23 protein-coding genes are annotated in these 22335 nt (G+C 67.8%); 13 read left to right on the forward strand and 10 right to left on the reverse strand.

What is annotated here, in order from left to right:
* Positions 1-39: 39 nt before the first annotated feature.
* From ROP_RS27600 to ROP_RS27610, 3 genes are read left to right on the forward strand one after another with little or no spacing between them, the layout of a single operon-like run.
* Positions 40-963 carry a carbohydrate ABC transporter permease gene (locus ROP_RS27600; RefSeq protein ID WP_015889312.1) on the forward strand — a complete coding sequence of 308 codons (924 nt, stop codon included), beginning with the start codon at positions 40-42 and terminating at the stop codon, positions 961-963.
* Entirely contained in the window at positions 963-1898 is a 936-nt protein-coding gene (locus tag ROP_RS27605) for a carbohydrate ABC transporter permease (protein ID WP_015889313.1), read from the forward strand. Before ROP_RS27600 ends, ROP_RS27605 begins: the two co-directional genes overlap by 1 nt.
* The gene (locus ROP_RS27610; RefSeq protein ID WP_015889314.1) at positions 1895-4159 is read left to right on the forward strand and encodes an alpha-galactosidase; all 2265 of its coding nucleotides are present in this window, start codon (positions 1895-1897) and stop codon (positions 4157-4159) included. The genes ROP_RS27605 and ROP_RS27610 overlap by 4 nt, the downstream gene beginning before the upstream one ends.
* Before the next feature lie 67 nt (positions 4160-4226).
* Here the strand turns inward: ROP_RS27610 and ROP_RS27615 are convergent, their stop codons facing one another.
* The gene (locus ROP_RS27615) at positions 4227-4769 is read right to left on the reverse strand and encodes a DinB family protein (protein WP_015889315.1); all 543 of its coding nucleotides are present in this window, start codon (positions 4767-4769) and stop codon (positions 4227-4229) included.
* A gap of 302 nt (positions 4770-5071) precedes the next feature.
* Between ROP_RS27615 and ROP_RS27620 the strand changes: the two genes are divergently transcribed.
* Positions 5072-5332 carry a hypothetical protein gene (locus tag ROP_RS27620; RefSeq protein ID WP_231868998.1) on the forward strand — a complete coding sequence of 87 codons (261 nt, stop codon included), beginning with the start codon at positions 5072-5074 and terminating at the stop codon, positions 5330-5332.
* A gap of 19 nt (positions 5333-5351) precedes the next feature.
* Here the strand turns inward: ROP_RS27620 and ROP_RS27625 are convergent, their stop codons facing one another.
* Entirely contained in the window at positions 5352-5918 is a 567-nt protein-coding gene (locus tag ROP_RS27625; RefSeq protein WP_015889317.1) for a hypothetical protein, read from the reverse strand.
* Positions 5919-6191: 273 nt separating this feature from the next.
* On the opposite strand from ROP_RS27625, the gene dnaK reads away from it, so the two are divergent.
* From dnaK to ROP_RS27645, 4 genes are read left to right on the forward strand one after another with little or no spacing between them, the layout of a single operon-like run.
* Complete coding sequence (gene dnaK / locus ROP_RS27630) at positions 6192-8036, forward strand: molecular chaperone DnaK (RefSeq protein ID WP_015889318.1); 1845 nt, start codon at positions 6192-6194, stop codon at positions 8034-8036.
* Entirely contained in the window at positions 8033-8683 is a 651-nt protein-coding gene (gene grpE / locus ROP_RS27635) for a nucleotide exchange factor GrpE (RefSeq protein ID WP_015889319.1), read from the forward strand. The genes dnaK and grpE overlap by 4 nt, the downstream gene beginning before the upstream one ends.
* 22 nt (positions 8684-8705) lie before the next feature.
* A complete protein-coding gene (dnaJ, locus tag ROP_RS27640; protein WP_015889320.1) occupies positions 8706-9893 on the forward strand; it encodes a molecular chaperone DnaJ in 1188 nt (395 codons plus the stop codon).
* Positions 9893-10300 carry a heat shock protein transcriptional repressor HspR gene (locus ROP_RS27645; protein WP_015889321.1) on the forward strand — a complete coding sequence of 136 codons (408 nt, stop codon included), beginning with the start codon at positions 9893-9895 and terminating at the stop codon, positions 10298-10300. The genes dnaJ and ROP_RS27645 overlap by 1 nt, the downstream gene beginning before the upstream one ends.
* Positions 10301-10388: 88 nt before the next feature.
* On the opposite strand, the gene ROP_RS43585 is transcribed toward ROP_RS27645, so the two are convergent.
* Together ROP_RS43585 and ROP_RS27650 are read right to left on the reverse strand one after the other, a co-directional pair.
* On the reverse strand, positions 10389-10535 hold the full coding sequence (locus ROP_RS43585) for a hypothetical protein (RefSeq protein WP_167315968.1): 147 nt from the start codon (positions 10533-10535) through the stop codon (positions 10389-10391).
* 47 nt (positions 10536-10582) lie between these two features.
* Positions 10583-11059, reverse strand: coding sequence for a hypothetical protein (locus ROP_RS27650; protein ID WP_015889322.1), 477 nt, complete (start codon positions 11057-11059; stop codon positions 10583-10585).
* Positions 11060-11319: 260 nt separating this feature from the next.
* Between ROP_RS27650 and ROP_RS27655 the strand changes: the two genes are divergently transcribed.
* Positions 11320-11946, forward strand: coding sequence for a response regulator (locus tag ROP_RS27655; protein ID WP_197535778.1), 627 nt, complete (start codon positions 11320-11322; stop codon positions 11944-11946).
* Position 11947: 1 nt separating this feature from the next.
* Positions 11948-13135, forward strand: a complete 1188-nt coding sequence (locus ROP_RS27660; RefSeq protein ID WP_015889324.1) for a sensor histidine kinase — start codon at positions 11948-11950, stop codon at positions 13133-13135.
* Between the two features lie 16 nt (positions 13136-13151).
* On the opposite strand, the gene ROP_RS27665 is transcribed toward ROP_RS27660, so the two are convergent.
* From ROP_RS27665 to ROP_RS27680, 4 genes are read right to left on the reverse strand one after another with little or no spacing between them, the layout of a single operon-like run.
* Positions 13152-13715 (reverse strand): type 1 glutamine amidotransferase domain-containing protein, encoded by a 564-nt coding sequence (locus ROP_RS27665; protein ID WP_015889325.1) that lies wholly within the window; start codon positions 13713-13715, stop codon positions 13152-13154.
* Positions 13716-13741: 26 nt separating this feature from the next.
* Entirely contained in the window at positions 13742-14923 is a 1182-nt protein-coding gene (locus ROP_RS27670) for a zinc-dependent alcohol dehydrogenase (protein ID WP_015889326.1), read from the reverse strand.
* Entirely contained in the window at positions 14920-15327 is a 408-nt protein-coding gene (locus ROP_RS27675; RefSeq protein WP_015889327.1) for a ChaB family protein, read from the reverse strand. The genes ROP_RS27670 and ROP_RS27675 overlap by 4 nt, the downstream gene beginning before the upstream one ends.
* A 58-nt stretch (positions 15328-15385) precedes the next feature.
* Entirely contained in the window at positions 15386-15880 is a 495-nt protein-coding gene (locus tag ROP_RS27680; protein ID WP_015889328.1) for a CinA family protein, read from the reverse strand.
* Between the two features lie 174 nt (positions 15881-16054).
* On the opposite strand from ROP_RS27680, the gene ROP_RS27685 reads away from it, so the two are divergent.
* Together ROP_RS27685 and ROP_RS27690 are read left to right on the forward strand one after the other, a co-directional pair.
* On the forward strand, positions 16055-17632 hold the full coding sequence (locus ROP_RS27685) for an AMP-binding protein (protein ID WP_015889329.1): 1578 nt from the start codon (positions 16055-16057) through the stop codon (positions 17630-17632).
* A gap of 111 nt (positions 17633-17743) precedes the next feature.
* Positions 17744-18910, forward strand: coding sequence for an FAD-binding oxidoreductase (locus ROP_RS27690; protein ID WP_015889330.1), 1167 nt, complete (start codon positions 17744-17746; stop codon positions 18908-18910).
* A 9-nt stretch (positions 18911-18919) separates the two neighbouring features.
* On the opposite strand, the gene ROP_RS27695 is transcribed toward ROP_RS27690, so the two are convergent.
* On the reverse strand, positions 18920-19672 hold the full coding sequence (locus ROP_RS27695; protein ID WP_015889331.1) for an FAD-binding oxidoreductase: 753 nt from the start codon (positions 19670-19672) through the stop codon (positions 18920-18922).
* A 60-nt stretch (positions 19673-19732) separates the two neighbouring features.
* Positions 19733-20953 carry a globin domain-containing protein gene (locus ROP_RS27700; protein ID WP_050785137.1) on the reverse strand — a complete coding sequence of 407 codons (1221 nt, stop codon included), beginning with the start codon at positions 20951-20953 and terminating at the stop codon, positions 19733-19735.
* Positions 20954-21102: 149 nt separating this feature from the next.
* On the opposite strand from ROP_RS27700, the gene ROP_RS27705 reads away from it, so the two are divergent.
* Positions 21103-22185, forward strand: a complete 1083-nt coding sequence (locus ROP_RS27705; RefSeq protein WP_050785138.1) for an alpha/beta hydrolase — start codon at positions 21103-21105, stop codon at positions 22183-22185.
* Positions 22186-22335: the final 150 nt, after the last annotated feature.

Below are 22335 nucleotides of genomic sequence, written 5' to 3' on the forward strand. Positions count from 1 at the left end.
AACGACCATCCCCGCCGTCCCGACAGGTCAGGTGAATTCATGACCAGCACAGTTCCTCCCCAGACCGGAACCGAGACCCGGACCCCGGCGCCGAAGATCCGGCGCAGCCGGAGCGACCGGTGGACCATCGCCGTGATGCTCGGGCTGCCCGCCGCGATCGTGATGGGGCTGGTGTGGATTCCCACCGTGTTCACGGTGATCCTGTCGTTCGCCCGCTGGGACGGCATCGGCGGCACGTCCACCATCGAGTGGATCGGAACGCAGAACTACGTCGACGCCGTCCAGGCGTACCCGCCGTTCCAGCAGGCCCTCCACAACAATGTCCTGTGGCTCGCGTTCCTGTTCGTCTTCCCGACGATCCTCGGCATCTTCCTCGCCGTGCTGCTCGACCGGGGACTGAAGGGAAGCCGGCTGTACCAGAGCATCTTCTACATCCCCGTGGTGCTGTCGATGGCACTGGTCGGGTTCGTGTGGCAGCTGATCTACTCCACCGACGGCGGGGTGCTCAACACCATCCTCGGCACGGACGTCGACTGGCTCGGCAACCCGGACGTCAACATCTGGGCCGTCATGGTCGCTGCGAGCTGGCGGCACACCGGGTACATCATGCTGCTGTACTTGGCGGGCCTCAAGGCCATCGACCCGTCGGTGCGCGAAGCCGCGCTCATGGACGGTGCCGGGCCGGTCCGCACGTTCTTCCGGATCGTGTTCCCCCTGATGAAACCCACCAACCTGCTGATCATCGTCATCACCGTCATCGAGGCCCTGCGCGCCTTCGACCTCGTGTGGGTGATCAACAAGGGCCGCAACGGACTCGAACTGATCTCCGCCCTCGTCACCGCCAACGTCGTCGGTGAAGCGGGCCGGGTCGGTTTCGGTTCGGCCCTGGCGACGATCATGCTCGTGATCTCGCTGGTGTTCATTGCCCTCTATCTCTGGATCGTGATGCGGAGCGACGACTGATGACCATGACGACACCCCTCGCCGACCACAGCGCGCCCGTCCACCGGAACGGGCCCCGCAACAAGGCCGCGGTGGCCAACCGGCGCCGGCTGAGTACCGCGCACGCGGCGATGTACCTCCTGCTCACGGCCCTGGCGTTGCTGTGGATCTTCCCGCTGCTGTGGGCCCTGTACAACTCGTTCCGCGACTACGACTACGTCCTCACGCACGGCTATCTGTCGGTCGGCGGCTTCACGCTCAGCAATTACACCGAGTCGTGGGAGGTCGGCGGAATTCCGCACTACTTCCTCAACTCGATGCTCATCACCATCCCGGCGGTGCTGCTGATCCTGTTCATCGGGTCGATGGCCGCGTTCGTGCTGGCCCGGTTCCCGTGGAAGTTCAACGTGATCATGCTGGCGGTGTTCATCGCGGGCAATCTGCTGCCGCAACAGACACTGCTGACGCCGCTGTTCCGGCTGTACAACGCAATACCGTTGCCGTACTGGATGAGTTCGTCGGGTTCGCTGTACGACAGCTACTGGGGTCTGATCCTGGTGCACGTCGCGTTCCAGACCGGATTCTGCGTGTTCGTGCTCAGCAATTACATGAAGACGGTTCCCCCCGAACTGCTCGAGGCGGCAACGGTAGACGGGGCCGGACTGTTCCGCCAGTACTGGCAGGTGGTGCTCCCGCTGTGCCGTCCGGCGCTGGCCGCACTCGCGACCCTCATGATCACCTGGATTTACAACGACTTCTTCTGGGCCCTCGCCCTGATGGTCAGCGGCGACAAGCTGCCCGTCACCACCGCGCTGCAGAACCTGCAGGGCAGCTTCTTCACCGACACCAACCTGCTCGCCGCCGGATCGGTGCTCGTCGCGTTACCGACAGTGCTCGTATTCGTCGCGCTGCAGCGGCATTTCGTTTCCGGACTCACGATGGGAGCCAACAAGTGAGTGCTATCGCCTCACCGCACAGTTACGTTCATCTGACCTCGGCGGGTGTGTCCGTTGTCCTCGATGTCACCGACGGCAGGTTGCCGGCGATCGTCCACTGGGGGGCGGCGCTCGGTGAGCTGACCGTTGCCGACGTCGAGGCTCTGGCGCAGGCGAACATCGAGCCCCTCGCGGGCAACGTGGTCGACCTCCCGGTGCGGCTGGCCGTCCTCCCCGAACACCACACGGGGTGGGTGGGCAAGCCCGGCATCGCCGGTCACCGCGACGCCGCCGACTGGTCGCCGCTGTTCACGACCGCCACACTCACGGTCGGCGGGGCCGAGCACCGGCCCTCACCGGACCCCGAACTCGTCTCGGCCGGTGCGGGCACCGTCCGGGTCACCGCGCGCGACGCCGTCGCCGACCTCGGTCTCGTCCTCGACATCGAGTTGCTGCCGAGTGGCCTCCTGCGGGCGCGAGCCGAGGTCACCAACACGGGGAATTCGTTCTACGTCCTCGACGATCTCCAGCTCGCGTTCCCGGTGCCGCCGCAGGCCCGGGAGATCCTCGACTTCGCCGGCCGGTGGGGGAAGGAACGCGTCCCGCAGCGCAGCGAACTCACGGTCGGGATCCACGAGCGCGAAGGTCGGAAGGGTCGCACCGGTCCGGACGCCGCGACGGTGCTGTCCGTCGGCGTGCCCGGTTTCGGGTTCGCGCGCGGCGAGGTATGGGGCACCCACGTCGCATTCAGCGGCAACCATCGCCACTACGCCGAACGGCTCTTCACCGGATTCCAGGTGGTCGGCGGCGGCGAACTGCTCCTGCCCGGCGAGGTCCGGCTGGCGGACGGGGAGAGCTACGAAACGCCCTGGATCTACGGCGCGTACGGCGACGGGCTCGACGCCCAGGCGCACCGCTTCCACGACTACCTCCGGTCGCGGCCCACGCACCCACGGCGTGCGCGCCCGGTGACGATCAACGTGTGGGAGGCCGTCTACTTCGACCACGACCTGGCCCGGTTGACGGACCTGGCGGATCGAGCGGCGAAGCTCGGCGTCGAGCGGTACGTGCTCGACGACGGCTGGTTCCGGCACCGGCGCAACGACCTGGCGGGGCTGGGGGACTGGCACGTCGACGAGACGGTGTGGCCGGACGGACTGCACCCGATCATCGATCACGTGCGTTCGCTCGGCATGGAATTCGGCCTGTGGTTCGAACCGGAGATGATCAACCTCGATTCCGATCTCGCGCGGGAACATCCCGAATGGGTCATGGCGACCGGCGGGCGGACGCCGGTGCCGTCCCGGAACCAGCAGGTGCTCAATCTGGGGATCCCCGAGGCGTACGACCACATCCTGGAGCGGATGTCCGCGATTCTCGCCGAATACGACATCGCGTACATCAAGTGGGACCACAACCGCGACCTGATCGACGCAGGCACCGCCCCGCACGGGCGTGCCGGGGTCCACGACCAGACGCTCGCGACCTACCGGCTGATGGACGAGTTGAAGCGCCGCTTCCCCGGACTGGAGATCGAATCCTGCTCGTCGGGTGGCGCGCGGGTAGACCTCGGCATCCTCGAACGCACCGACCGCGTGTGGGTGTCGGACTGCATCGATCCGCTCGAACGCCAGCAGATGAATCGGTGGACGATGCAACTGCTTCCGCCCGAACTGCTCGGCTCACACATCGCGTCCGGGACCTCCCATACGACGGGCAGGTATCACCGACTGTCGTTCCGGGCGGGCACGGCGCTGTACGGGCACCTGGGGATCGAGTGGGATCTGGCCACCGCCACCGACGACGAGAACGCGGAACTCGCCGTGTGGATCGACCTGCACAAGCGGCACCGCGAACTCCTGCACACCGGAAAGATGGTGCGCGCCGACGAGATCGACCCCACCCTGCAGGTCTATGGCGCTGTCGCGGACGACCGGTCGGAGGCGCTGTTCTTCCTCGCCTACCTCGGACGGTCCGAGGTGTCCCCGCGGGGCCGGTTCACCCTGCCCGGCCTCGACCCCGACCGGCGGTACCGGGTGCGGCCCGTCTTCGCGGGTGAACCGGACGAGGGCCTGAAACCGCCCGCGTGGTTCAACGTGCCGCCGCAGGGTCAGCCGACCGTCACCACGCCGCCCGGCGGCGGACGCGCCGACGGACTGTCCGCGGGCAGCGAGGTTTCCGGCGTCGCGATGACGGGCCGGGCCCTCGAAGTCGCGGGTCTGCAGACGCCCGCGTCCTTCCCCGACGACGTGATCGTGCTGTCCGTGACTGAGGAGGCATAGCCGAACGCCGAGACGAGAACGCCTCACCGGAACCCGGTGAGGCGTTCTCGTCTGTTCATCGGGTGGGTCAGAACTCCATGCCCGCGTCGGCGCCCATCGTCATGGTCGTGTTTCCGCCGTCGAGGGATTCCCGGATGATGTCGGCGTGGCCGGAGTGGTGGCCGGTCTCCCGAATGATGTGGAGCAGGGTGCGGCGGATCGTCCACCACTGCCGCTCGGGCGCCCAGGGTGCGGTGGGCAGGGGGATCAGCACGTCGAGGTCGTCGAGACCGGCCACGGCGGTCTCCGTCGCGCGGGCCACCTCGGCGTACTCGGCGAGCAGTCCGTCGAGGGTTTCGTCTTCGCGCATGTAGTACTTCTCCATCGCCCATTCCATGTCGAACTCCGCGTTCTCGTCGGGTTCGAGAATGGTTTCGACCCAGTGCTTTTCCGTGTGCAGGACGTGCTTGATCAGTCCGCCGAGCGTCAGGTCGCTGACGGTCGAGCGCTGCCGTGCCTGTTCGTCGTCGATGCCGCGGACGGTGATCAGCAGGGTGGCTCGCTGCTCCTGCAGGATCTGGAGGAGGTCGGCGCGCTCACCGGTGGCCGGGGACTTCTGCGAAGTGGTCATGAGAAGAACGATAGAAGCGATTGAGGTCAGAAACGGTCCTCATTAGGAAGGCCTTCTCAGGTTTCTCTCGGGGTCCGAGTTGGGTGCCTTCCTGGATGTGCGGAAAGTGCCCGGCGAGAAGGATTCTCGGTATGGAACTTCCCTTCCCGGCGCCGGTACCCGGCCGCTCCCCGGAACACTTTTCACGCGCCTCGATCTGGGTACCCCTCGGTGACGCGCCACGAAGTCGTGGAGCGCGGCTCTGCAGTGGCAAGGGAAGTGTCCTTCTCCGTCCGCTCAGCCCACCGATGAAAGGAATCATCATGATCCGCACGACGATGACCGCACTGGCAGCCGTGGCTCTCGTGTTCGGTGCCGCGTCCGTGACCCAGACCGCCGCGGCGCACCCGGCCTGCAACTCCTCCTACGAGGGCACCACCAACGACGAGTACGACCCGGACCCCGACGTCACGGGGACGACCAACGACGAATACGACCCCGACCCCGAATACTCCGGCACATCTAATCGCGAATACGACCCGGACCCGGAATTCCACGGCAGCACCGCGCCGTGCGAGGTGTGAGTGCGATCGGTGACTCCGGTCAGCGACTCGGGCGCAGCCACGGCGACACACCGGGAGCGAACAGGGCGAGCACTCCCACCGCGACGAGGGCGCTGTAGGCGAGCGGCGCCCACTGCAGCACTCCGGCGGTCGCGTCCCCGGCGTCGGACAGCAGGGTCCAGAGGCCGACCCCGCCTGCGGCGCTGAGGACACCGACGACGGCGAGGGTGATCCGCCCCGCCGTCTTCCGGGCGCGCAGCAGTTGTATGCCCAGCAGTCCGAGGAGGATCAGCACGACCGCGATGGCGCCACTGCCGATCAGCGTCAGGTTCACCGTGTCGGTGATGTCCGTCGCGGAGTCCCCGGGATTGTCCGCGGCTACCGACGCCTCGAGGGCGTCGCGGACGGCGCCGAGGTCGAGGGCGATGGCCCCCGCGATGCCGGCGAGAACGACGAACGACCCCACCCAGGCGGACAGCGACACGGCGACGGCCTTCGGGGTGGCGTCGGTGGGGGCGGCGCGAAGCGGGGTGACCGCGAACTCCGGGCGCGGCGGTACGGGTCGCGGCGGTGCCGGCCGGCGTGGCGGCTGTTCGGGTGTCGTCACGCTGCGATCCTATCGACCGGTGGCCTGTAGGTTGGCCGACGCGCACGGCCCGTGTCGGCGGTGCCGAACGAAGATCCGGGCGGCCGGGAACAAATCTCCTCACCCCTCCGTTGAGCCTTACGACAAGATTGAGCGTGCTCGACTCAAGTTCGAATTGACTCCAGACGGTGTCGGAGTGCAAACTTGAGCGGAGGGCGCTCACCAAGCGCCAACATCGCAGTTCAGTACTGAACAACCTGCCCACAGGACTGCAGAACGAAAGTGAGGAACACTATGGCTCGTGCCGTCGGTATCGACCTCGGTACAACGAACTCGGTCGTGTCTGTGCTGGAAGGCGGCGAGCCCGTAGTGGTCGCCAACGCCGAAGGCTCACGCACCACCCCGTCGATCGTCGCCTTCGCCAAGAACGGCGAGGTGCTGGTCGGCCAGCCCGCCAAGAACCAGGCCGTCACCAACGTCGACCGCACCATCCGCTCCGTCAAGCGCCACATCGGCACCGACTGGAACGTGGAGATCGACGGCAAGAAGTACACGCCGCAGGAGATCAGCGCGCGCACGCTCATGAAGCTGAAGCGCGACGCCGAGGCCTACCTGGGTGAGGACATCACGGACGCCGTGATCACCGTCCCCGCGTACTTCGAGGACGCGCAGCGTCAGGCCACCAAGGAAGCCGGCCAGATCGCCGGCCTCAACGTCCTGCGCATCGTCAACGAGCCCACCGCGGCCGCTCTGGCCTACGGTCTCGACAAGGGCGACAAGGAACAGACCATCCTGGTCTTCGACCTCGGTGGCGGCACCTTCGACGTCTCGCTGCTCGAAATCGGCGACGGCGTCGTCGAGGTTCGCGCCACGTCCGGCGACAACCACCTCGGTGGTGACGACTGGGACGAGCGTATCGTCACGTGGCTCGTCGACAAGTTCAAGGCTCAGAACGGCATCGATCTGACCAAGGACAAGATGGCCCTGCAGCGTCTGCGTGAGGCCGCCGAGAAGGCGAAGATCGAACTGAGCTCCTCGCAGAGCACGTCGATCAACCTGCCCTACATCACCGTCGACGCGGACAAGAACCCGCTGTTCCTCGACGAGCAGCTGTCCCGCAGCGAATTCCAGAAGATCACGTCCGATCTCCTGGACCGCACCCGCGCGCCGTTCCAGGCCGTGATCAAGGACAGCGGCATCGCCGTCAAGGACATCGACCACGTCGTGCTCGTCGGTGGTTCCACCCGTATGCCCGCCGTCTCCGACCTGGTGCGCGAGCTGACCGGTGGCCGTGAGCCCAACAAGGGCGTCAACCCGGACGAGGTCGTCGCCGTCGGCGCCGCCCTGCAGGCCGGCGTGCTCAAGGGCGAGGTCAAGGACGTGCTGCTCCTCGACGTCACCCCGCTGTCCCTCGGCATCGAGACCAAGGGCGGCGTGATGACCAAGCTCATCGAGCGCAACACCACCATCCCCACCAAGCGTTCCGAGACCTTCACCACGGCTGACGACAACCAGCCCTCGGTGCAGATCCAGGTGTTCCAGGGTGAGCGCGAAATCGCTTCGCACAACAAGCTGCTCGGCTCGTTCGAGCTGGCCGACCTGCCGCCCGCCCCGCGTGGTGTGCCTCAGATCGAGGTCACCTTCGACATCGACGCCAACGGCATCGTGCACGTGACCGCGAAGGACAAGGGCACGGGCAAGGAGAACACGATCAAGATCCAGGACGGCTCCGGTCTGTCCAAGGAAGAGATCGAGCGGATGGTCAAGGACGCCGAGGCGCACGCCGAGGAAGACAAGGCCCGCCGCGAGGAGGCCGAGGTCCGCAACCAGGCAGAGTCGCTGGTGCACCAGACCGAGAAGTTCATCAAGGACAGCGAGGACAAGGTGCCCGCCGACGTCAAGGAGAAGGTCGAGGCTGCCATCAAGGAAGCCAACGACGCTCTCGCAGGCACCGACATCGCGGCCGTCAAGACCGCGGTCGAGAAGCTGGCCACCGAGTCGCAGGCCCTCGGCCAGGCGATCTACGAGGCCAGTGCCGCCGAAGAGGCCGCCAACACCGACGGCTCCGGCGCGAGCGGTGCCGACGACGTCGTCGACGCCGAGGTCGTGGACGAGCCGTCCGACGCGGAGAAGAAGTGACGTCCGACAACACCGAGCAGGAACCGGTCACTTTCGTGGACAAGCGGAAGATCGACCCCGAGACCGGTCAGACACGGGACGCGGAACCGGTAGTGGAGCCCCTCGCGGGCACCGCCGCCGCTCCGCAGCCCGGCTCGGTGGACGAAGGGGCCCTGTCGGAGACGGCGGCACCGGAGACGGACGAGCTGGCGGAGCGCACCGCCGACCTGCAGCGACTGCAGGCGGAGTACGCGAACTACCGTCGCCGCGTCCAGCGCGACAAGCAGGCCGACATCGCGAACGCGAAAGCGTCCGTCGTCGGTGAGCTCATCGCGGTGCTGGACGACCTCGACCGCGCCCGCAGCCACGGCGACCTCGACTCGGGGCCGCTGAAGGGTGTGGCAGACAAGCTCACCGGCACCCTCACCTCGCTCGGCCTGAGCGAGTTCGGTGCCGAGGGCGACGCATTCGATCCGGCGCTGCACGAGGCAGTGCAGCACGAGGGCGAGGGTCACGACCCCGTTCTCGGCACGGTGATGCGAAAGGGCTACAAATTCGGTGATCGCGTCCTGCGGCATGCGATGGTAGCTGTGATCGACCGCGCCGGCGATGCCGACGCGAACACCCCCGGCGGGGCGGCGAAGCCCGCCGCGTCGGAACAAGAGTAAGAGCGAGAGGAGGAGACGCCCAGTGAGCCAGCGGGAGTGGATCGAAAAGGACTTCTACAAGGAGCTGGGCGTCTCGTCCAACGCATCCGCGGACGAGATCAAGAAGGCGTACCGCAAGCTCGCCCGCGACCTGCATCCCGACGCGAACCCCGGCGACACGAAGGCCGAGGAGCGATTCAAGTCCGTCAGCGAAGCACACGCCGTGCTGTCCGATCCGGCCAAGCGCAAGGAATACGACGAGGCGCGGCGGCTGTTCGCGAGCGGCGGCTTCGGTCAGGGCGGCGGCGGATTCAACCCCGGAGCCGGCGGTTTCGGCCAGGGCGGGTTCGATATCAACGACCTGTTCGGTGGCGGCGGTGCGGCGGCCGGTGACGGCGGCCTCGGCGACATCTTCGGCGGCCTGTTCAATCGCGGCGCCGGAGCCGGTGGCGGCGCGACTCGCACCACCAACCGTCCCCGCCGTGGCAGCGACGTCGAGACGGAGACGACCCTCGAATTCCGCGAGGCCACGCTCGGTGTCACGGTTCCGCTGCGGCTGACCAGCCCGTCGCCGTGCACCACCTGCCACGGGAGCGGCGCCAAGCCGGGCACCAGCCCGCGAGTCTGCCCGCGCTGCAACGGGACCGGGATCGTCAGCCGCAACCAGGGCGCGTTCGGGTTCAGTGAGCCGTGCGACGACTGCCGCGGCACCGGATCCATCATCGACTCGCCGTGCGAGGTGTGCCACGGCAACGGTGTCACCAACCGGACCCGCACCATCACCGTCCGCGTCCCCGCGGGTGTCAGTGACGGACAGAAGATCCGGCTGGCGGGCCAGGGCGAGGCGGGCCTGCGCGGCGCGCCGTCCGGCGACCTGTTCGTGACGGTCCGGGTGAAACCCGACAAGGTGTTCGGCCGCAACGGCGACGACCTCACCCTCGTCGTCCCCGTCAGTTACGGTGAGCTCGTGCTCGGCACCACCGTCTCCGTCCCCACCTTGGAGGGCCGGGTCGGTGTGAAGATTCCGGCGGGCACGGCCGACGGCCGGATCCTGCGCGTCCGCGGGCGGGGAGTCCCCAAGCGTGCCGGTGGCGCAGGTGACCTGCTGGTCACGGTGAAGGTCGCGGTTCCGCAGAAGCTCGACGACCCGGCCACCGAAGCACTGAAGACCTATCTGGAAGCAGAGAAGGCCAGCGGATTCGATCCGAGGGCCGGGTGGGCTGGTGCCTGATGAGCGACACGACCGAGGATCCACGCGAAACCGCGGTTGATCCGGATGCCCAGATCTTCGTGATCTCGGTGGCCGCGGAACTCGCGGGCATGCACGCCCAGACGTTGCGCAACTACGACCGGCTCGGGCTGGTCATCCCGCACCGCACGTCCGGTGGCGGGCGGCGCTACTCGCCGCGGGATGTGGCGTTGCTCCGCGAGGTGCAGCGCCTCTCCCAGGACGAGGGCGTCAATCTCGCCGGGATCAAGCGGATCATCGAACTCACCAATCAGGTGGAGGCTCTGCAGCACCGGGTTCGCGAGTTGGCGGAGGAGATCGCGAAGGTCCACGCCGGTTACCGGCGCGACCTGGTGCCGATCCCGCGGAGCAACGCGCTCGTCGTGTGGAAGCCGCGGCACCAGCGCTGACGGCCGGTTCCGCCGTGTGCACCGGAACCGGTGTCGCACCGACCCTGTCGGAGTGGATCAGTGCGACACCGTGCCCCCGTCCCCCGGTTCATCGGTCGCGGCTGCCCCAGCGGGGCCCGCGGCGGGTGTGTGAGCGTGGAATGTCCATCTGCTCGAGACGTGCCTTGATCTCCGCGGTGCTCCACAGTGCCTTGGAGACGGTGGGGGTGGGTGTGTCGGTGACGTTCGTGAACATGTCCTCGGCCTTTCGTCGGGGATGTGCTGGATGGTCGGTGTCGTCGATCAGGGCTGTCCGTACAGGTGGTAGCCGGCGTTCATGTTCGGGTAGCCCGAGTCGATCCAGCTGCTGATGCCGTAGCCGTGGCCGAAGTTGCCGTCGATGCGGGTCCCGTCCACATCGGTCGTGTAGTTGTAGTTGTCGGCGCGGAACACGGCCTGCGCGCCACCGGGCAGCGAGTAGGTGGCGTCCACCTCGACGCCGTTCGGGTCGTTGGAGTACGCCTTCACGATCTGGCTGCTGTGCGGGGCGAGGTAGTCCGACGGCGCCTGAATCCACTGCCCGTACGGGTTCGACGATCCCGCGAGGACCATCGGCAGGTCGGTGTCGTTGCTGATCGTCATCGCGATCGTCGGTCCCGATGTCGGCATGGTGCCTGCGGTGGCGACCCCGGCGGCCGCGACGGCGAATCCGGTGACGGCCAGTGCGGTGGCGGGCAGTGCGATGAAGAGTGCGACGCGGCGACGGGCGTTGGTGCGCATGATGGCTTCTCCTGTGGTGGGAACGAGGGGAACGTCTGGGGCCGTGGGGTTTTCGTTATCCGATCTCCCCGTTTTCCGGTGTGCATCAACTATGTCGCGAATGTGGGCCGTCGTCTGTCCACCGACAGGACCGAGGGCGGGATGAAACCGGTGTCCTCCGATCGGGGGACACCGGCGCCGCGAAGTGCTCCGCGCGGGCTCGGTCTCGTGAGAAAGTGAGCAATGGACTTCGACCCGGTTCGGACCGCGCCGTGAGCGCCGTGCGGGTCGTGGTGGGCGACGACCACCCGATCTTCCGGGACGGTGTCGTGCGTGCCCTCCTCGCGAGCGGCGACATCGAGGTGGTCGGCGAGGCGGACGACGGCGCCGCGGCGCTCGCCCTGATCCGCGAGCTCGCCCCCGACGTCGCCCTGCTCGACTACCGGATGCCGGAACTGGACGGTTCCCAGGTGGCGGCGGCCGTGCGGCGTGCCGAACTCGCCACCCGGGTGCTGCTGCTGTCCGCGCACGACGAGTCGGCGATCGTGTACCACGCGTTGCAGGAGGGGGCGGCGGGTTTCCTGCCGAAGGAGTCGACGCGGGCGGAGATCGTGAAGGCCGTCCTCGACTGCGCTCAGGGCCGCGACGTCCTGCCCGCCTCCCTCGCCGTCGGACTGGCCGGCGAGGTGCGTCGCCGCAGCGAACCGGCCGGGCCGGTGCTGAGCGGCCGGGAGAAGGAGGTGCTGGCCCTCATCGCACGCGGCCAGAGCATCCCCACGATCGCCGGTGAGCTGTACCTGGCCCCGTCGACGGTGAAGACCCACGTCCAGCGTCTGTACGAGAAGCTCGGGGTGAGCGACCGCGCGGCCGCCGTGGCCGAGGCCATGCGACGCGGTTTGCTGGAGTGACGTGCGCGAGACGTCCCGGAGTCGCGTAGTCCGTCGCTACACCACCGAGGCGGTCCGGGTGACCGCCATTCTCCGGCTACCGCTGATCGGGCTGATGGCGCTGCTCGGGCCGGTGATCAGCGTGACGCACTGGCAGTCCGACGTGTTCGCGGGGCTCTTGAGCGGATATGCGCTGATTGCGCTCGGCTGGCTGATCTTCGTACTCGTTCGGGACGTCGGTCCGTGGGCGGGCTGGGTATCCACCGCCGCGGACGTCTCCGCGGTGCTGGCGTTGTGCGTCGTGTCGGGCGGCGCGACGTCCGTGCTGCTGCCGGTGTTCTTCCTGCTGCCGATCTCGGTGGCGTTCCAGTACCGGCCGAAGCTGACGGCGATCGTCGGGGTCTGCACCGCCGTCGGGTACCAGGTGGTGTGGATCGTCTACTCGAAACGCGACGACCTCGTGGGCTTCCCCGACGAGGTGTACCTCTATTTCGGTTTCCTGTTGTGGCTCGCGGCCGCGACAACCGCGTTGTCGTATGTGCTGATGCGGCGTTCCGCGACGGTCATCTCGCTGATGGACGTGCGCAGGCAGCTGGTCGCGGAATCGATGGGCGCCGAGGAACGCGAGCGGCGGCAGCTCGCCGAGCACCTCCACGACGGGCCCCTGCAGAATGTGCTGGCTGCCCGGCTGGATGTGGAGGAGGCGCGGGAGCGGCACCCGGACGCGCTGCTCGACGCCGCCGAATCCGCCCTCCGCGAGACCGCGGCGCAGTTGCGCTCCACCGTCACCACCCTCCATCCTCAGGTTCTCGCGCAGCTGGGCCTGACCGCGGCGCTGCGGGAACTCGCGGACCTGTTCTGCCGGCGCGGTGAGATGGAGATGTCGGTGAGCCTCGACGACGTCGGTCACCCCGACTGTCAGGAGCTGCTCTACCGGGTGGCCCGGGAACTGCTCACCAACGTCACCAAGCATGCGCGCGCCACGAAAGTCGAACTCGCGCTCTCCCGTGCCGGCGGGCGGATCACGTTGACGGTCGCCGACGACGGCGCCGGATTCGATCCCGCCGTCGTCCCGGAACGGGTGGCGCAGGGACACATCGGACTGGCGTCGCACACCGTGCGGGTCGAGAGCCTCGGCGGCACCTTCGACGTCACGTCCTCGCCCGGATCGGGCACCCGGGTGGTGGTGACGGTTCCGGATGCCGGCTGACCACACGGCGGTTGGATCACCGCGGGTGGCGGCCCTCGGCGAATTCCTCGACGATCTTCGCGCAGAACGCGGGGAGGTCGCCGGGGTTGCGGCTCGATACCAATCCGTTGTCGACCACCACTTCCTCGTCGACGACGGTCCCGCCGGCGTTGCGGATGTCGGTGCGCACGCTCGGATATGACGTCAGCGTGCGGCCGCGGACGACGTCGGCCTCGACGAGCGTCCACGGTCCGTGGCAGATCACGCCCACGGGTTTGCCGCTATTGACGAAGTCGCGGACGAATCCGACCGCGGACTCGTCCATCCGGAGGTGGTCGGGGTTCGTGGTGCCGCCCGGCAGGATCAGCGCGTCGAAGTCGGCGGCGGACACGTCGCCGACGACGGCGTCGACGGCATAGGTGCCTGCCTCGTTCACGTCCGAGTTCATCGCCTGGATCTTGCCGGGGGACAGCGAGATCAGCCGCACCTGCGCGCCGGCCTTCTCGACCGCGGCGCGGGGTTCGACGAGTTCGACTTCTTCGACGCCGTCGGTGGCGAGGATCGCGACCCTCCGGCCGCGCAGCGTGTCTGTCGGTGTCATGGGCGATTCCTTTCGACGAGAAAGTGTTACGGCTTCAGGAGAATCTTCACCGCGCCGTCCTGCTTCTTCTGGAAGATCTCGTACGCGTGCGGTGCGTGATCGAGAGGCAGTTCGTGAGTGGCGAACGTGTCGACACCCAGAGGGTCGGCGTCGGTGAGTAGGGGCAGGATCTCCGGGGCCCACCGCTTGACGTTGGCCTGGCCCATGTGCAGCTGAATCTGCTTGTCGAACAGCGTGAGCATCGGGATCGGGTCCGCCATCCCGCCGTACACCCCGCTGAGTGAGATGGTGCCGCCGCGCCGCACGATGTCGATGGCCGAGTACAGGGCGTGCAGGCGGTCGATCCCCGCCGTCGACATCAGCGGGGCCGCGACGGCGTCGGGCAGGAACGAGGTGATCTGCTGCAGGAGTTTCGCACCGGGGGAGCCGTGCGCCTCCATGCCGACGGCGTCGATGACGGAATCGGGACCGCGGCCGTCGGTCAGGTCCCGGATGACGTCGCCGAGTTCGCTCCCGGCATCGTTGAGGTCGACCGTCTCGATCTGCCGCGCCTTCGCGCGGGCGAGACGCTCGGGCACGAGATCCACGCCGATGACGCGAAAACCCTTGTGCGCGGCGATGCGTGCCGCCATGTCGCCGATCGGGCCGAGCCCGAGAACGACGACGGAGCCACCCTCGGGCACGTTCGCGTATTCGACGGCCTGCCATGCCGTCGGCAGCACGTCGGACAGGTACACGAACCGTGAATCCGGTGGCCCCTCCGGAACCTTGATGTGGGTGTTCTTCACGTGCGGCACCCGGAGATACTCCGCCTGACCGCCGGGCACGCTCCCGTACAGCTTCGAGTATCCGAAGAGTGCCGCACCCATGCCCTCGTCCCGGATCTGGGTGATCTCGCACTGGGTGAACAGTTTCCGGTCGCACATGTGGCAACTGCCGCAGGATATCTGGAACGGGACGACCACCCGGTCGCCGACCTTCACGTCGGTCACCTCGGACCCCACCTCGCGGACGATGCCCATCGGCTCGTGCCCGAGGATGTCGCCCTCGCTCATGAACGCGCCGAGCACCTCGTACAGGTGCAGGTCGGAACCGCAGATGTTGGTGGTGGTGATCTCGACGATCGCGTCGGTCTGCTGTTCGATCACCGGGTCGGGCACGGTGTCGACGCTGACCTTCCGCTTGCCCTGCCAGGTGACGGCTCTCATCGGGCTCTCCGATTCGCCTTCACGAGGGCCTCGACGAGTTCGTCCTTGGTCATGGTCGAACGGCCGTGGATGTCGAGTCTCTGCGCGAGGTGCATCAGGTGCTCCTTGCTCGCGTTGGCGTCGACGCCCTCGGCGGTCTCACCGGACGGGTTCGGGCCGCCGCTCTCCGCGCGTTCGTCCGAGGGGCCCTTCTCCGCCTTGGCCTCCCAGTGGTCGCCGACCTTCTCGTAGCTGTGTTTGAGAGCGTCGAACGCGACGCGGTGTGCTCGTTCCTCGTCCCCGTACTGGTCCATCGCGGAGTCGTACACCTTGGCGAACGTGCGCTGCGCCTTCTCGGACGACTTCTTCAGGGTTTCGGGGAGTTCGCTCTTCTTCGGCTTGCCGCTGTCGGTGGTCTTCGGCACGGAAATCCTCCTCGGGTTTGGCGGTGCCCTCACGGACGAATACCCGACTCCCGGAGATCTACGCGACGGGCGGAGGTACGCGGCCCGGGATCGAGGCCAGTGCCTGTTCGAGCAGGGCCAGTGCGTGTTCGGTGGTGGCGGTCACGACGTCCTGTGGTTCGCCGTCGAAGCGGTGCATCGCGGTGTCGATGCGGCCGTCGGTGAAGAGCCCGAACCAGACGGTGCCCGGGGGTTGCCCGTCCTGAGGGTCGGGTCCGCCGGCGCCGGTCACCGCGACGGCGATGTCCGCTCCGAGCAGTTCCGCGACCGCGCCCGCCATCGCGCGGGCGCTGGCCTCGCTGACGACGGGACCGTCCGGCACCTTCAGCACCCGGTGTTTCACTTCGCTGGAATAGGCGACCACGCTGCCCCGGTACCAGTCGGAGGACGCGGGCGCGGCGCCGAGAATGCACGAGATCTGCCCGCCGGTGAGGGATTCCGCCGTCGCGAGGAAGACGTGTGCCTTCCGAGCCGCCGTCGAGATCCGTTCTGCACGCCGATCCTGCGGAGTCATGGGCGTCACGTTAGCGGACGGAACCCGGCCGGGAGGGGCGGCCGGCACCCACGAAGAGAGTGGAACAGGTTTCAGTTTTCCCGGTTTCCGGTTAGGGTGTCGGTGACCCAGGACACAGAAAATCCAGGCCGCCGGACGACGCACCCCGGCCTTGCGGGAGTAGAAGGATCACAGATGACCGACGAGTTCGCAGATCTGCATCGGCCCGCCTTCGCTGCAGACCTCCTCATCACTGCACTGGAGCGCAATGCCGACAAGCCGGCGCTCTACCTCGGCGACGTCGTTCTCACCGGCGGTGAGATGCGCGATCAGATCAGTTGCTTTGCGCAGGCACTGGCTTCGCTCGGGATCGGCAAGGGAACGAGCACCGCCATGCTCTCCAAGAACCGGCCCGAGGTGCTCATCAGCATGGGCGCCACCATGATCTCCGGATGCCGCGCCAGCGCACTGAACCCGATGGGCTCGCTCGACGACCACCTGTACATCGTCGGCGACGCCGGGATCCAGACGCTGATCTTCGATCCGACCGCCTTCGAGGGGCGCGCCGCCGAACTGGTGGCGCAGTCGCCATCGATCGAGAACGTGTTGTCGTTGGGGCCGTCCGAGGTGGGTACCGACATCCTGGCCCTCGCCGAGACGTTCACCCCGCAGCGCCTGCGCGCGGCGGACGTGGCCGCCGACGACAACAGCAGCATGGTCTACACCGGCGGCACCACCGGCAAGCCGAAGGGCGTCGTCGGCTCCTATCAGTCCGGCGCGACTCTCAACCAGATCCAGATGGCCGAATGGCAGTGGCCCGACGAGCCGCGTTTTCTCATCTGCACGCCGCTGTCGCACGCCGGCGCCGCCTTCTTCATTCCCACCCTGCTGCGCGGCGGCGCACTGATCGTGCTGCCCGCGTTCGAACCCGGCGCCGTCCTCGAGGCGATCGAGAAGCACAAGATCTCCGCGACGATGCTCGTCCCCACCATGATCTACCTGCTGATGGACCATCCCGACCTGCCGAAGCGGGACGTCTCCAGCCTGCAGACGCTGTTCTACGGCGCGTCGGCGATGTCGCCGGCCCGGCTGAAAGAGGGCATCGAGAAGTTCGGCCAGATCTTCTTCCAGTTCTACGGGCAGACGGAATGCGGGATGACCATCGCGGTGCTGCGGAAGGAAGAACACCTGCCGGACGACCCCGGCCGCCTCGCCACGTGCGGACGCCCCGTGCCCTGGCTGAACGTGGCCCTGCTCGACGACGACCTGAACGAGGTCCCGCAGGGCGAACTCGGCGAGATCTGCGTCCGCGGCCCACTGGTCATGAAGGGGTACTGGAACAAGCCCGACGAGACCGCCGAGGCGTTCCGCGGCGGATGGCTGCACACCGGCGACGTCGCGCGCAAGGACAAGGGCGGTTTCATGACGATCGTCGACCGCAAGAAGGACATGATCGTCACCGGCGGATTCAACGTGTTCCCCCGGGAGATCGAGGACGTCATCTCGGCGCACCCCGCCGTCGGCTCGGTCGCGGTGGTCGGCGTCCCGGACGAGAAATGGGGCGAGGCCGTCAAGGCGTGCGTGGTGCTGCGGGCGGGACAGACGGTCGAGGCCGCCGAACTCGTCGAACGGGTGCGGGCCGCGAAGGGATCGGTGCACGCCCCCAAGTCGATCGATTTCGTCGACACCCTGCCGCTGACCCCGCTGGGCAAACTGGACAAGAAGGCGCTGCGCTCCCGGTACTGGGAAAGTGCAGACCGAGCGGTCGGATAGCACGGCCGGGGCGAGAAACAAGGGACCTGGTCTGCGGCGTGGCGTACACGCCTATAGTCTGCCCAAGTACTTCGCGGCGGGGCCGCGTTCGGTCGGTGACGAGGATGCGCGGTGGATTCACAGGCAATATCGCTGGTCCGGTCGAGTTTCAAGGCTATCGCGGCAGTGCCGGACGGCCCCCAGGCTCTGTCGCGGTCCTTCTATGCCCTGCTGTTCGCCCGGTACCCCGAAGCCCGCGACTTCTTCCCCGCCGCCATGGACGAGCAACGCGACCGGCTGATCTCTGCCGTCCAGTACGTGATCGAGCGGCTCGAAGAGGATTCCCGGCAGATCCTCGCCTACCTCGCCCAGCTCGGCCGCGACCACCGCAAGTACGGAATCGAGGACAGGCACTACGTCGCCGTCGGCAACTCGCTGATCGCCGCCGTCGAGCAGTTCCCCTCGACCGAACCGTGGACCGACGAACTCGAGCAGGCGTGGCGCGACGTCCTCGCCGTCGTCGCCGCCACCATGATGGACGCGGCCAACGCCGAGAGCGGCCCGCCGGCGTGGGGCGCGACGGTGATCGAGCACCTGCAGGTCCGCAAGGACGTCTCGATCATCCGACTGCAACTCGACGAGCCGATGACGTACACCGCGGGCCAGTTCGTGAGTGTGCAGGTGCCGTCCCGGCCCCGGATGTGGCGGTACCTGTCGCCGGCGAACCCCGCCAACGACCAGGGCATCATCGAATTCCACGTCCGCCGGGTGTCGGGCGGCTGGGTGAGTCCCGCCATCGTCACCCAGACACTCGTGGGCGAGCGATGGGTGGTCGGGTCCCCGCTCGGCGACCTCGGAATCCGCTACGACAACGGCCGCGACATCCTGATGATCGGATCGGGGACCGGCATCGCCCCGCTGCGTGCGCAGATCCTCCAGATGTCGCAGCGCGGCCAGGACCGGCGCGTCCACCTCTTCTTCGCGGGCCGGTACCCCTGCGACCTCTACGACCTGGGCACGCTGTGGGCGCTCGCGGAGCAGAATCCGTGGCTGACGGTCGTCCCGGTCACCGAGGAGGACGAGGACCCGTGGTGGTACACGGGACCGAGCAGCGCCGCGATACCCGGCATGCACCGCCGGCTGACCGGCAAGGTCGGGCAGGTCGTGGCCGATTTCGGGACGTGGGCCGAGCGCGACATCCAGCTCGTCGGCTCCGAGGCCATGATCAACACCACCAAGTTCCGGTTGCACGCGGCAGGCACGCCGCCGGAGAACATCCGGCACGACCCGTCCTACTGATCGGACGGCTCAGTACGGGTCGAACTGAATGTTCTCGGTGGGTGTCCCGGTGTCACGGAGACGGTCGAGGGTGGCGCGCACCATCGCCGCCGAACCGCACACCAGCACCTGGTGCTCGGTGAACGCGCCGTAGGACGTGACGACGTCGGGCAGCGAGCCCTCGATGAGATCGTCCTCGGTGAACCCCACGTCCACTCTGGTGCGCTCGTACCACTCGTCGGTCCAGTCGGGATCGGCGACGTTCTCCACCACCGGAATGACGGTGAGCCACGGCAGGTTCTGCAGCAGCAGATACAGCATGTCGGACGCGTAGAGATCACGCGGCGTCCGATCGCCCGTGAACAGGAACACCCGCGGCGGATTCGGCCTGCGGGACAGGTCCAGCAGGATCGACCGGAACGGGGCCAGTCCGGTGCCGCCGGCGATCATGATGACGTCCGGTCCGTCCTCGTCGACCGACATCGTGCCGCGCGGCTCGAGGATCTGCCACTGGTCGCCCGGCGAGGTTGCCGTGACGATGTCGCCGCTGACCCAGCCGCCCGGCACCGTCCGGACGTGGAATTCGAGCTTGCCGTCCCGCGACGGCGGAAGGGCGGGGGAGAGCCTGCGCAGCAGCCGCGGGTTCTGGGGCACGCTCACGTCCACGTACTGTCCCGGCTGGAACGGGACGTAGTCACCGACGAGCCGGACGACGGCGAGGTCGTGCCGCAGTCGGTGATGTTCGACGACGGTGCTGGTCCAGGTGGTCTGCGTGGCTTGCATGGCGTGATGCTCTCCCGACGGTCGAACCGGATGGCGGATGGGCAGGGACTGGCTGCGCGGCTAGATCAGGGGGTCGTGGCGGATCAGCTCGGGCGGGGTGCCCCCGCCCTGCAGGGCGTACACGGTGGTCTTGATCATCGCCGGCGAGCCGGAGATCTGGATCTGCCGGTCCGCCCACGAACCGAACCGGGCGACCACCCGGCCCAGCTGACCCTGGAGTCGCTGATGCAACCCCGGCGGCGCCTCGGGGGCGGGGATCGTGTGCCACCACGGGTCCTCGTCCTCCTCGGAGACCGGCACCACCGTGAGCCACGGATTGCTCAGCGACAGGTGCCACAGGGTCTCGATGTCGTACAGGTCGCACGGGTACTTGCCGCCCACGAACATGTGGACGCGCGGATTGTTCGACCGCATCGCCATTTCCATCACCTGGGCGCGCAGCGGTGCGATGCCCGTCCCCGAACCGATCATCAGGACGTCCTGACCGCTGTCGCGGTCCACCTCCAGCCCGCCGAGCGGCGAACTGAGCAACCAGCGGTCGCCGACCTGCGTCTCGTTCACGATGGCCGGACTCACCCACCCGCCCGACACGCGGCGCACGTGGAATTCGAGCTGTCCGTACGGGTTGGCGGGGATGGCCGCCGACAGGTACCGCCACATCCGGGGACGCTGCGGGATCTGGACGCTCAGGTACTGACCCGCCCCGTAGGGGATGGGGGAGTCGGTCTCGAGGCGGACGATCGCGAGATCGTCGAGGCGGCGTTCGTGGTCGACGACGGTGGCGCCCCAGGCGGCGGGCAGGTCGTCGTTGTCGGCGGCGTCTGCCATCGTGTGGAGGAGGAGGTCGAGCAGTTCCGTCCAGGCGGCGGTCAGCGACGGCGTCCAGATGGCCTGGGTGAACGAGCTCTGCACGGCGACCAGCAGCGCGTGACCGGACGCGAAGTAGTGCCTGGCCTCGACGCCGTACTTGCGGTGGTCGCGGCCGAGCTGGCCGAGGAAACCCAGGACCCGGTCCTCGTCCTCGAGGTTGTCGATGACGTACTGCAGCGCCTGGAACAGCCGGTGAGCCTGTTGATCCAGCGCGGCCGGGAACAGCGCGCGGAATTCAGGGTGTTCGGCGAACAGAGTGGCGTAGAAGGTGGTGGTGAGCCGGTTGTGTCCGTGTTCGGTGGACACGATCGACGAAAAGCTGGCGCGCAGACGCGAAATCACGAGTGGGTCGAGGCAATCTCGTGTCAAGCCGTCCCCTGCCTCCGTGCCTGCTGATTCGAACACCCGCATTCTAGCCGTCCTCCGCACGGGACTCCGGGTTACGGCGGCGGCAGGCCGGGCCTCCGGCCCCGGCATTTGGGCGGGTCGCTATTGAGCCGTGACCACCGGCAGGGCACGATGTGCATCGATAATCGGACCGGGTTACCGAGGGGGGCTCCATGAGAGTTGGCGATGCGCGGGATCGGGGTCGGTTTCGCGAGGGGGTACGCAGCGCCGGCTCGGTTCGACGCGCGGTCGCCGTGGCGCTGGCGGTCGGCGCCCTGACGGCGTCCGGCGTCGGAACGATCGCTTCCGCGGAACCCCGCGCGACGATCGAGTCGATCACGGCCGTCGAGGCGCCCGACGGTTCGCGGCTGGTCGAGGTCACCCCGGTCGGCGACTCGCAGATGAACTTCACCGTCCACTCGACGGCCATGGACAAGGACGTCACCGTCCGGGTCATCCGGGCCGCGTCCGGGAAGCGCCCCACCGTCTACCTGCTCGGCGGGGTCGAGGGGAACTCCGAACAATTCGGCTGGGAGCAGAAGGCGGACGTCGAGAAGTTCTTCTCCGACAAGGACGTCAACGTGGTCATCCCGTTCGGCGGCCAGTCCAGCTACTACGCCGACTGGCAGCGGGACGATCCCGAACTCGGGCGGAACAAGTGGCAGACGTTCCTGACGAAGGAACTGCCGCCCATCGTCGACTCGGCGCTCGACACGACCGGCAAGAACGCCATCGCCGGGCTGTCCATGTCGGCCACCAGCGTGCTCAACCTCGCGATCTCCAGGCCCGGGCTGTACAGCAGCGTCGGGGCGTACAGCGGGTGCGCGATGACGAGCGATCCGGTGGCCCGCCGGTTCGTCGAGATCACCGTCGCGGACTTCGGCGGCAACCCGGAGAACATGTGGGGGTCGCCGAACGATCCGCTGTGGGTCGCGAACGACCCCTACGTCAACGCCGAGAAACTCCGGGGGACCACTCTCTACATCTCCAACGGCAGCGGGCTGCCCGGACCGTACGACACCCTGGACGCCCGGACCGTCGGCGGCGACCGCCGCGCCCTTGCGACGCAGGTCGTGGTCGGCGGTGTCATCGAGGCCGTCACCAACGACTGCACGATGCGGCTCGCGGAGAAACTCCGCGCCCTGGACATTCCGGCGACGGTCGACCTCCGGCCGGTGGGCACGCACTCGTGGGGGTACTGGCGTGACGACCTCTCCGCGTCCTGGCCGATGATGGCGGCCGCGATCGGGGCCTGATTTCCCGCCCCGCGGGGCGTCTCGGGCGGGAAGATGGGGGTACCGGAAAAAATCCAAAGTTGAGCGGAACAGACTCAACCCTTCGCGCGTTAAGAAGATGACAGCGTCGCCACGTGCCAGTCGGCCCCCGGCGGCGAACCGCTCTACAAC

It is taken from the genome of Rhodococcus opacus B4 (assembly GCF_000010805.1).
Taxonomy (GTDB): Bacteria; Actinomycetota; Actinomycetes; order Mycobacteriales; family Mycobacteriaceae; genus Rhodococcus_F; species Rhodococcus_F opacus_C.

Coding starts and splice junctions, on each gene's coding strand:
- ROP_RS27600 (WP_015889312.1), top strand. CDS start 40: ATGACCAGCACAGTTCCTCCCCAGACCGGAACCGAGACCCGGACCCCG.
- ROP_RS27605 (WP_015889313.1), top strand. CDS start 963: ATGACCATGACGACACCCCTCGCCGACCACAGCGCGCCCGTCCACCGG.
- ROP_RS27615 (WP_015889315.1), bottom strand. CDS start 4,769: ATGACCACTTCGCAGAAGTCCCCGGCCACCGGTGAGCGCGCCGACCTC.
- ROP_RS27620 (WP_231868998.1), top strand. CDS start 5,072: ATGATCCGCACGACGATGACCGCACTGGCAGCCGTGGCTCTCGTGTTC.
- dnaK (WP_015889318.1), top strand. CDS start 6,192: ATGGCTCGTGCCGTCGGTATCGACCTCGGTACAACGAACTCGGTCGTG.
- ROP_RS27645 (WP_015889321.1), top strand. CDS start 9,893: ATGAGCGACACGACCGAGGATCCACGCGAAACCGCGGTTGATCCGGAT.
- ROP_RS43585 (WP_167315968.1), bottom strand. CDS start 10,535: ATGTTCACGAACGTCACCGACACACCCACCCCCACCGTCTCCAAGGCA.
- ROP_RS27650 (WP_015889322.1), bottom strand. CDS start 11,059: ATGCGCACCAACGCCCGTCGCCGCGTCGCACTCTTCATCGCACTGCCC.
- ROP_RS27665 (WP_015889325.1), bottom strand. CDS start 13,715: ATGACACCGACAGACACGCTGCGCGGCCGGAGGGTCGCGATCCTCGCC.
- ROP_RS27670 (WP_015889326.1), bottom strand. CDS start 14,923: ATGAGAGCCGTCACCTGGCAGGGCAAGCGGAAGGTCAGCGTCGACACC.
- ROP_RS27680 (WP_015889328.1), bottom strand. CDS start 15,880: ATGACTCCGCAGGATCGGCGTGCAGAACGGATCTCGACGGCGGCTCGG.
- ROP_RS27685 (WP_015889329.1), top strand. CDS start 16,055: ATGACCGACGAGTTCGCAGATCTGCATCGGCCCGCCTTCGCTGCAGAC.
- ROP_RS27695 (WP_015889331.1), bottom strand. CDS start 19,672: ATGCAAGCCACGCAGACCACCTGGACCAGCACCGTCGTCGAACATCAC.
- ROP_RS27700 (WP_050785137.1), bottom strand. CDS start 20,953: ATGCGGGTGTTCGAATCAGCAGGCACGGAGGCAGGGGACGGCTTGACA.
- ROP_RS27705 (WP_050785138.1), top strand. CDS start 21,103: ATGAGAGTTGGCGATGCGCGGGATCGGGGTCGGTTTCGCGAGGGGGTA.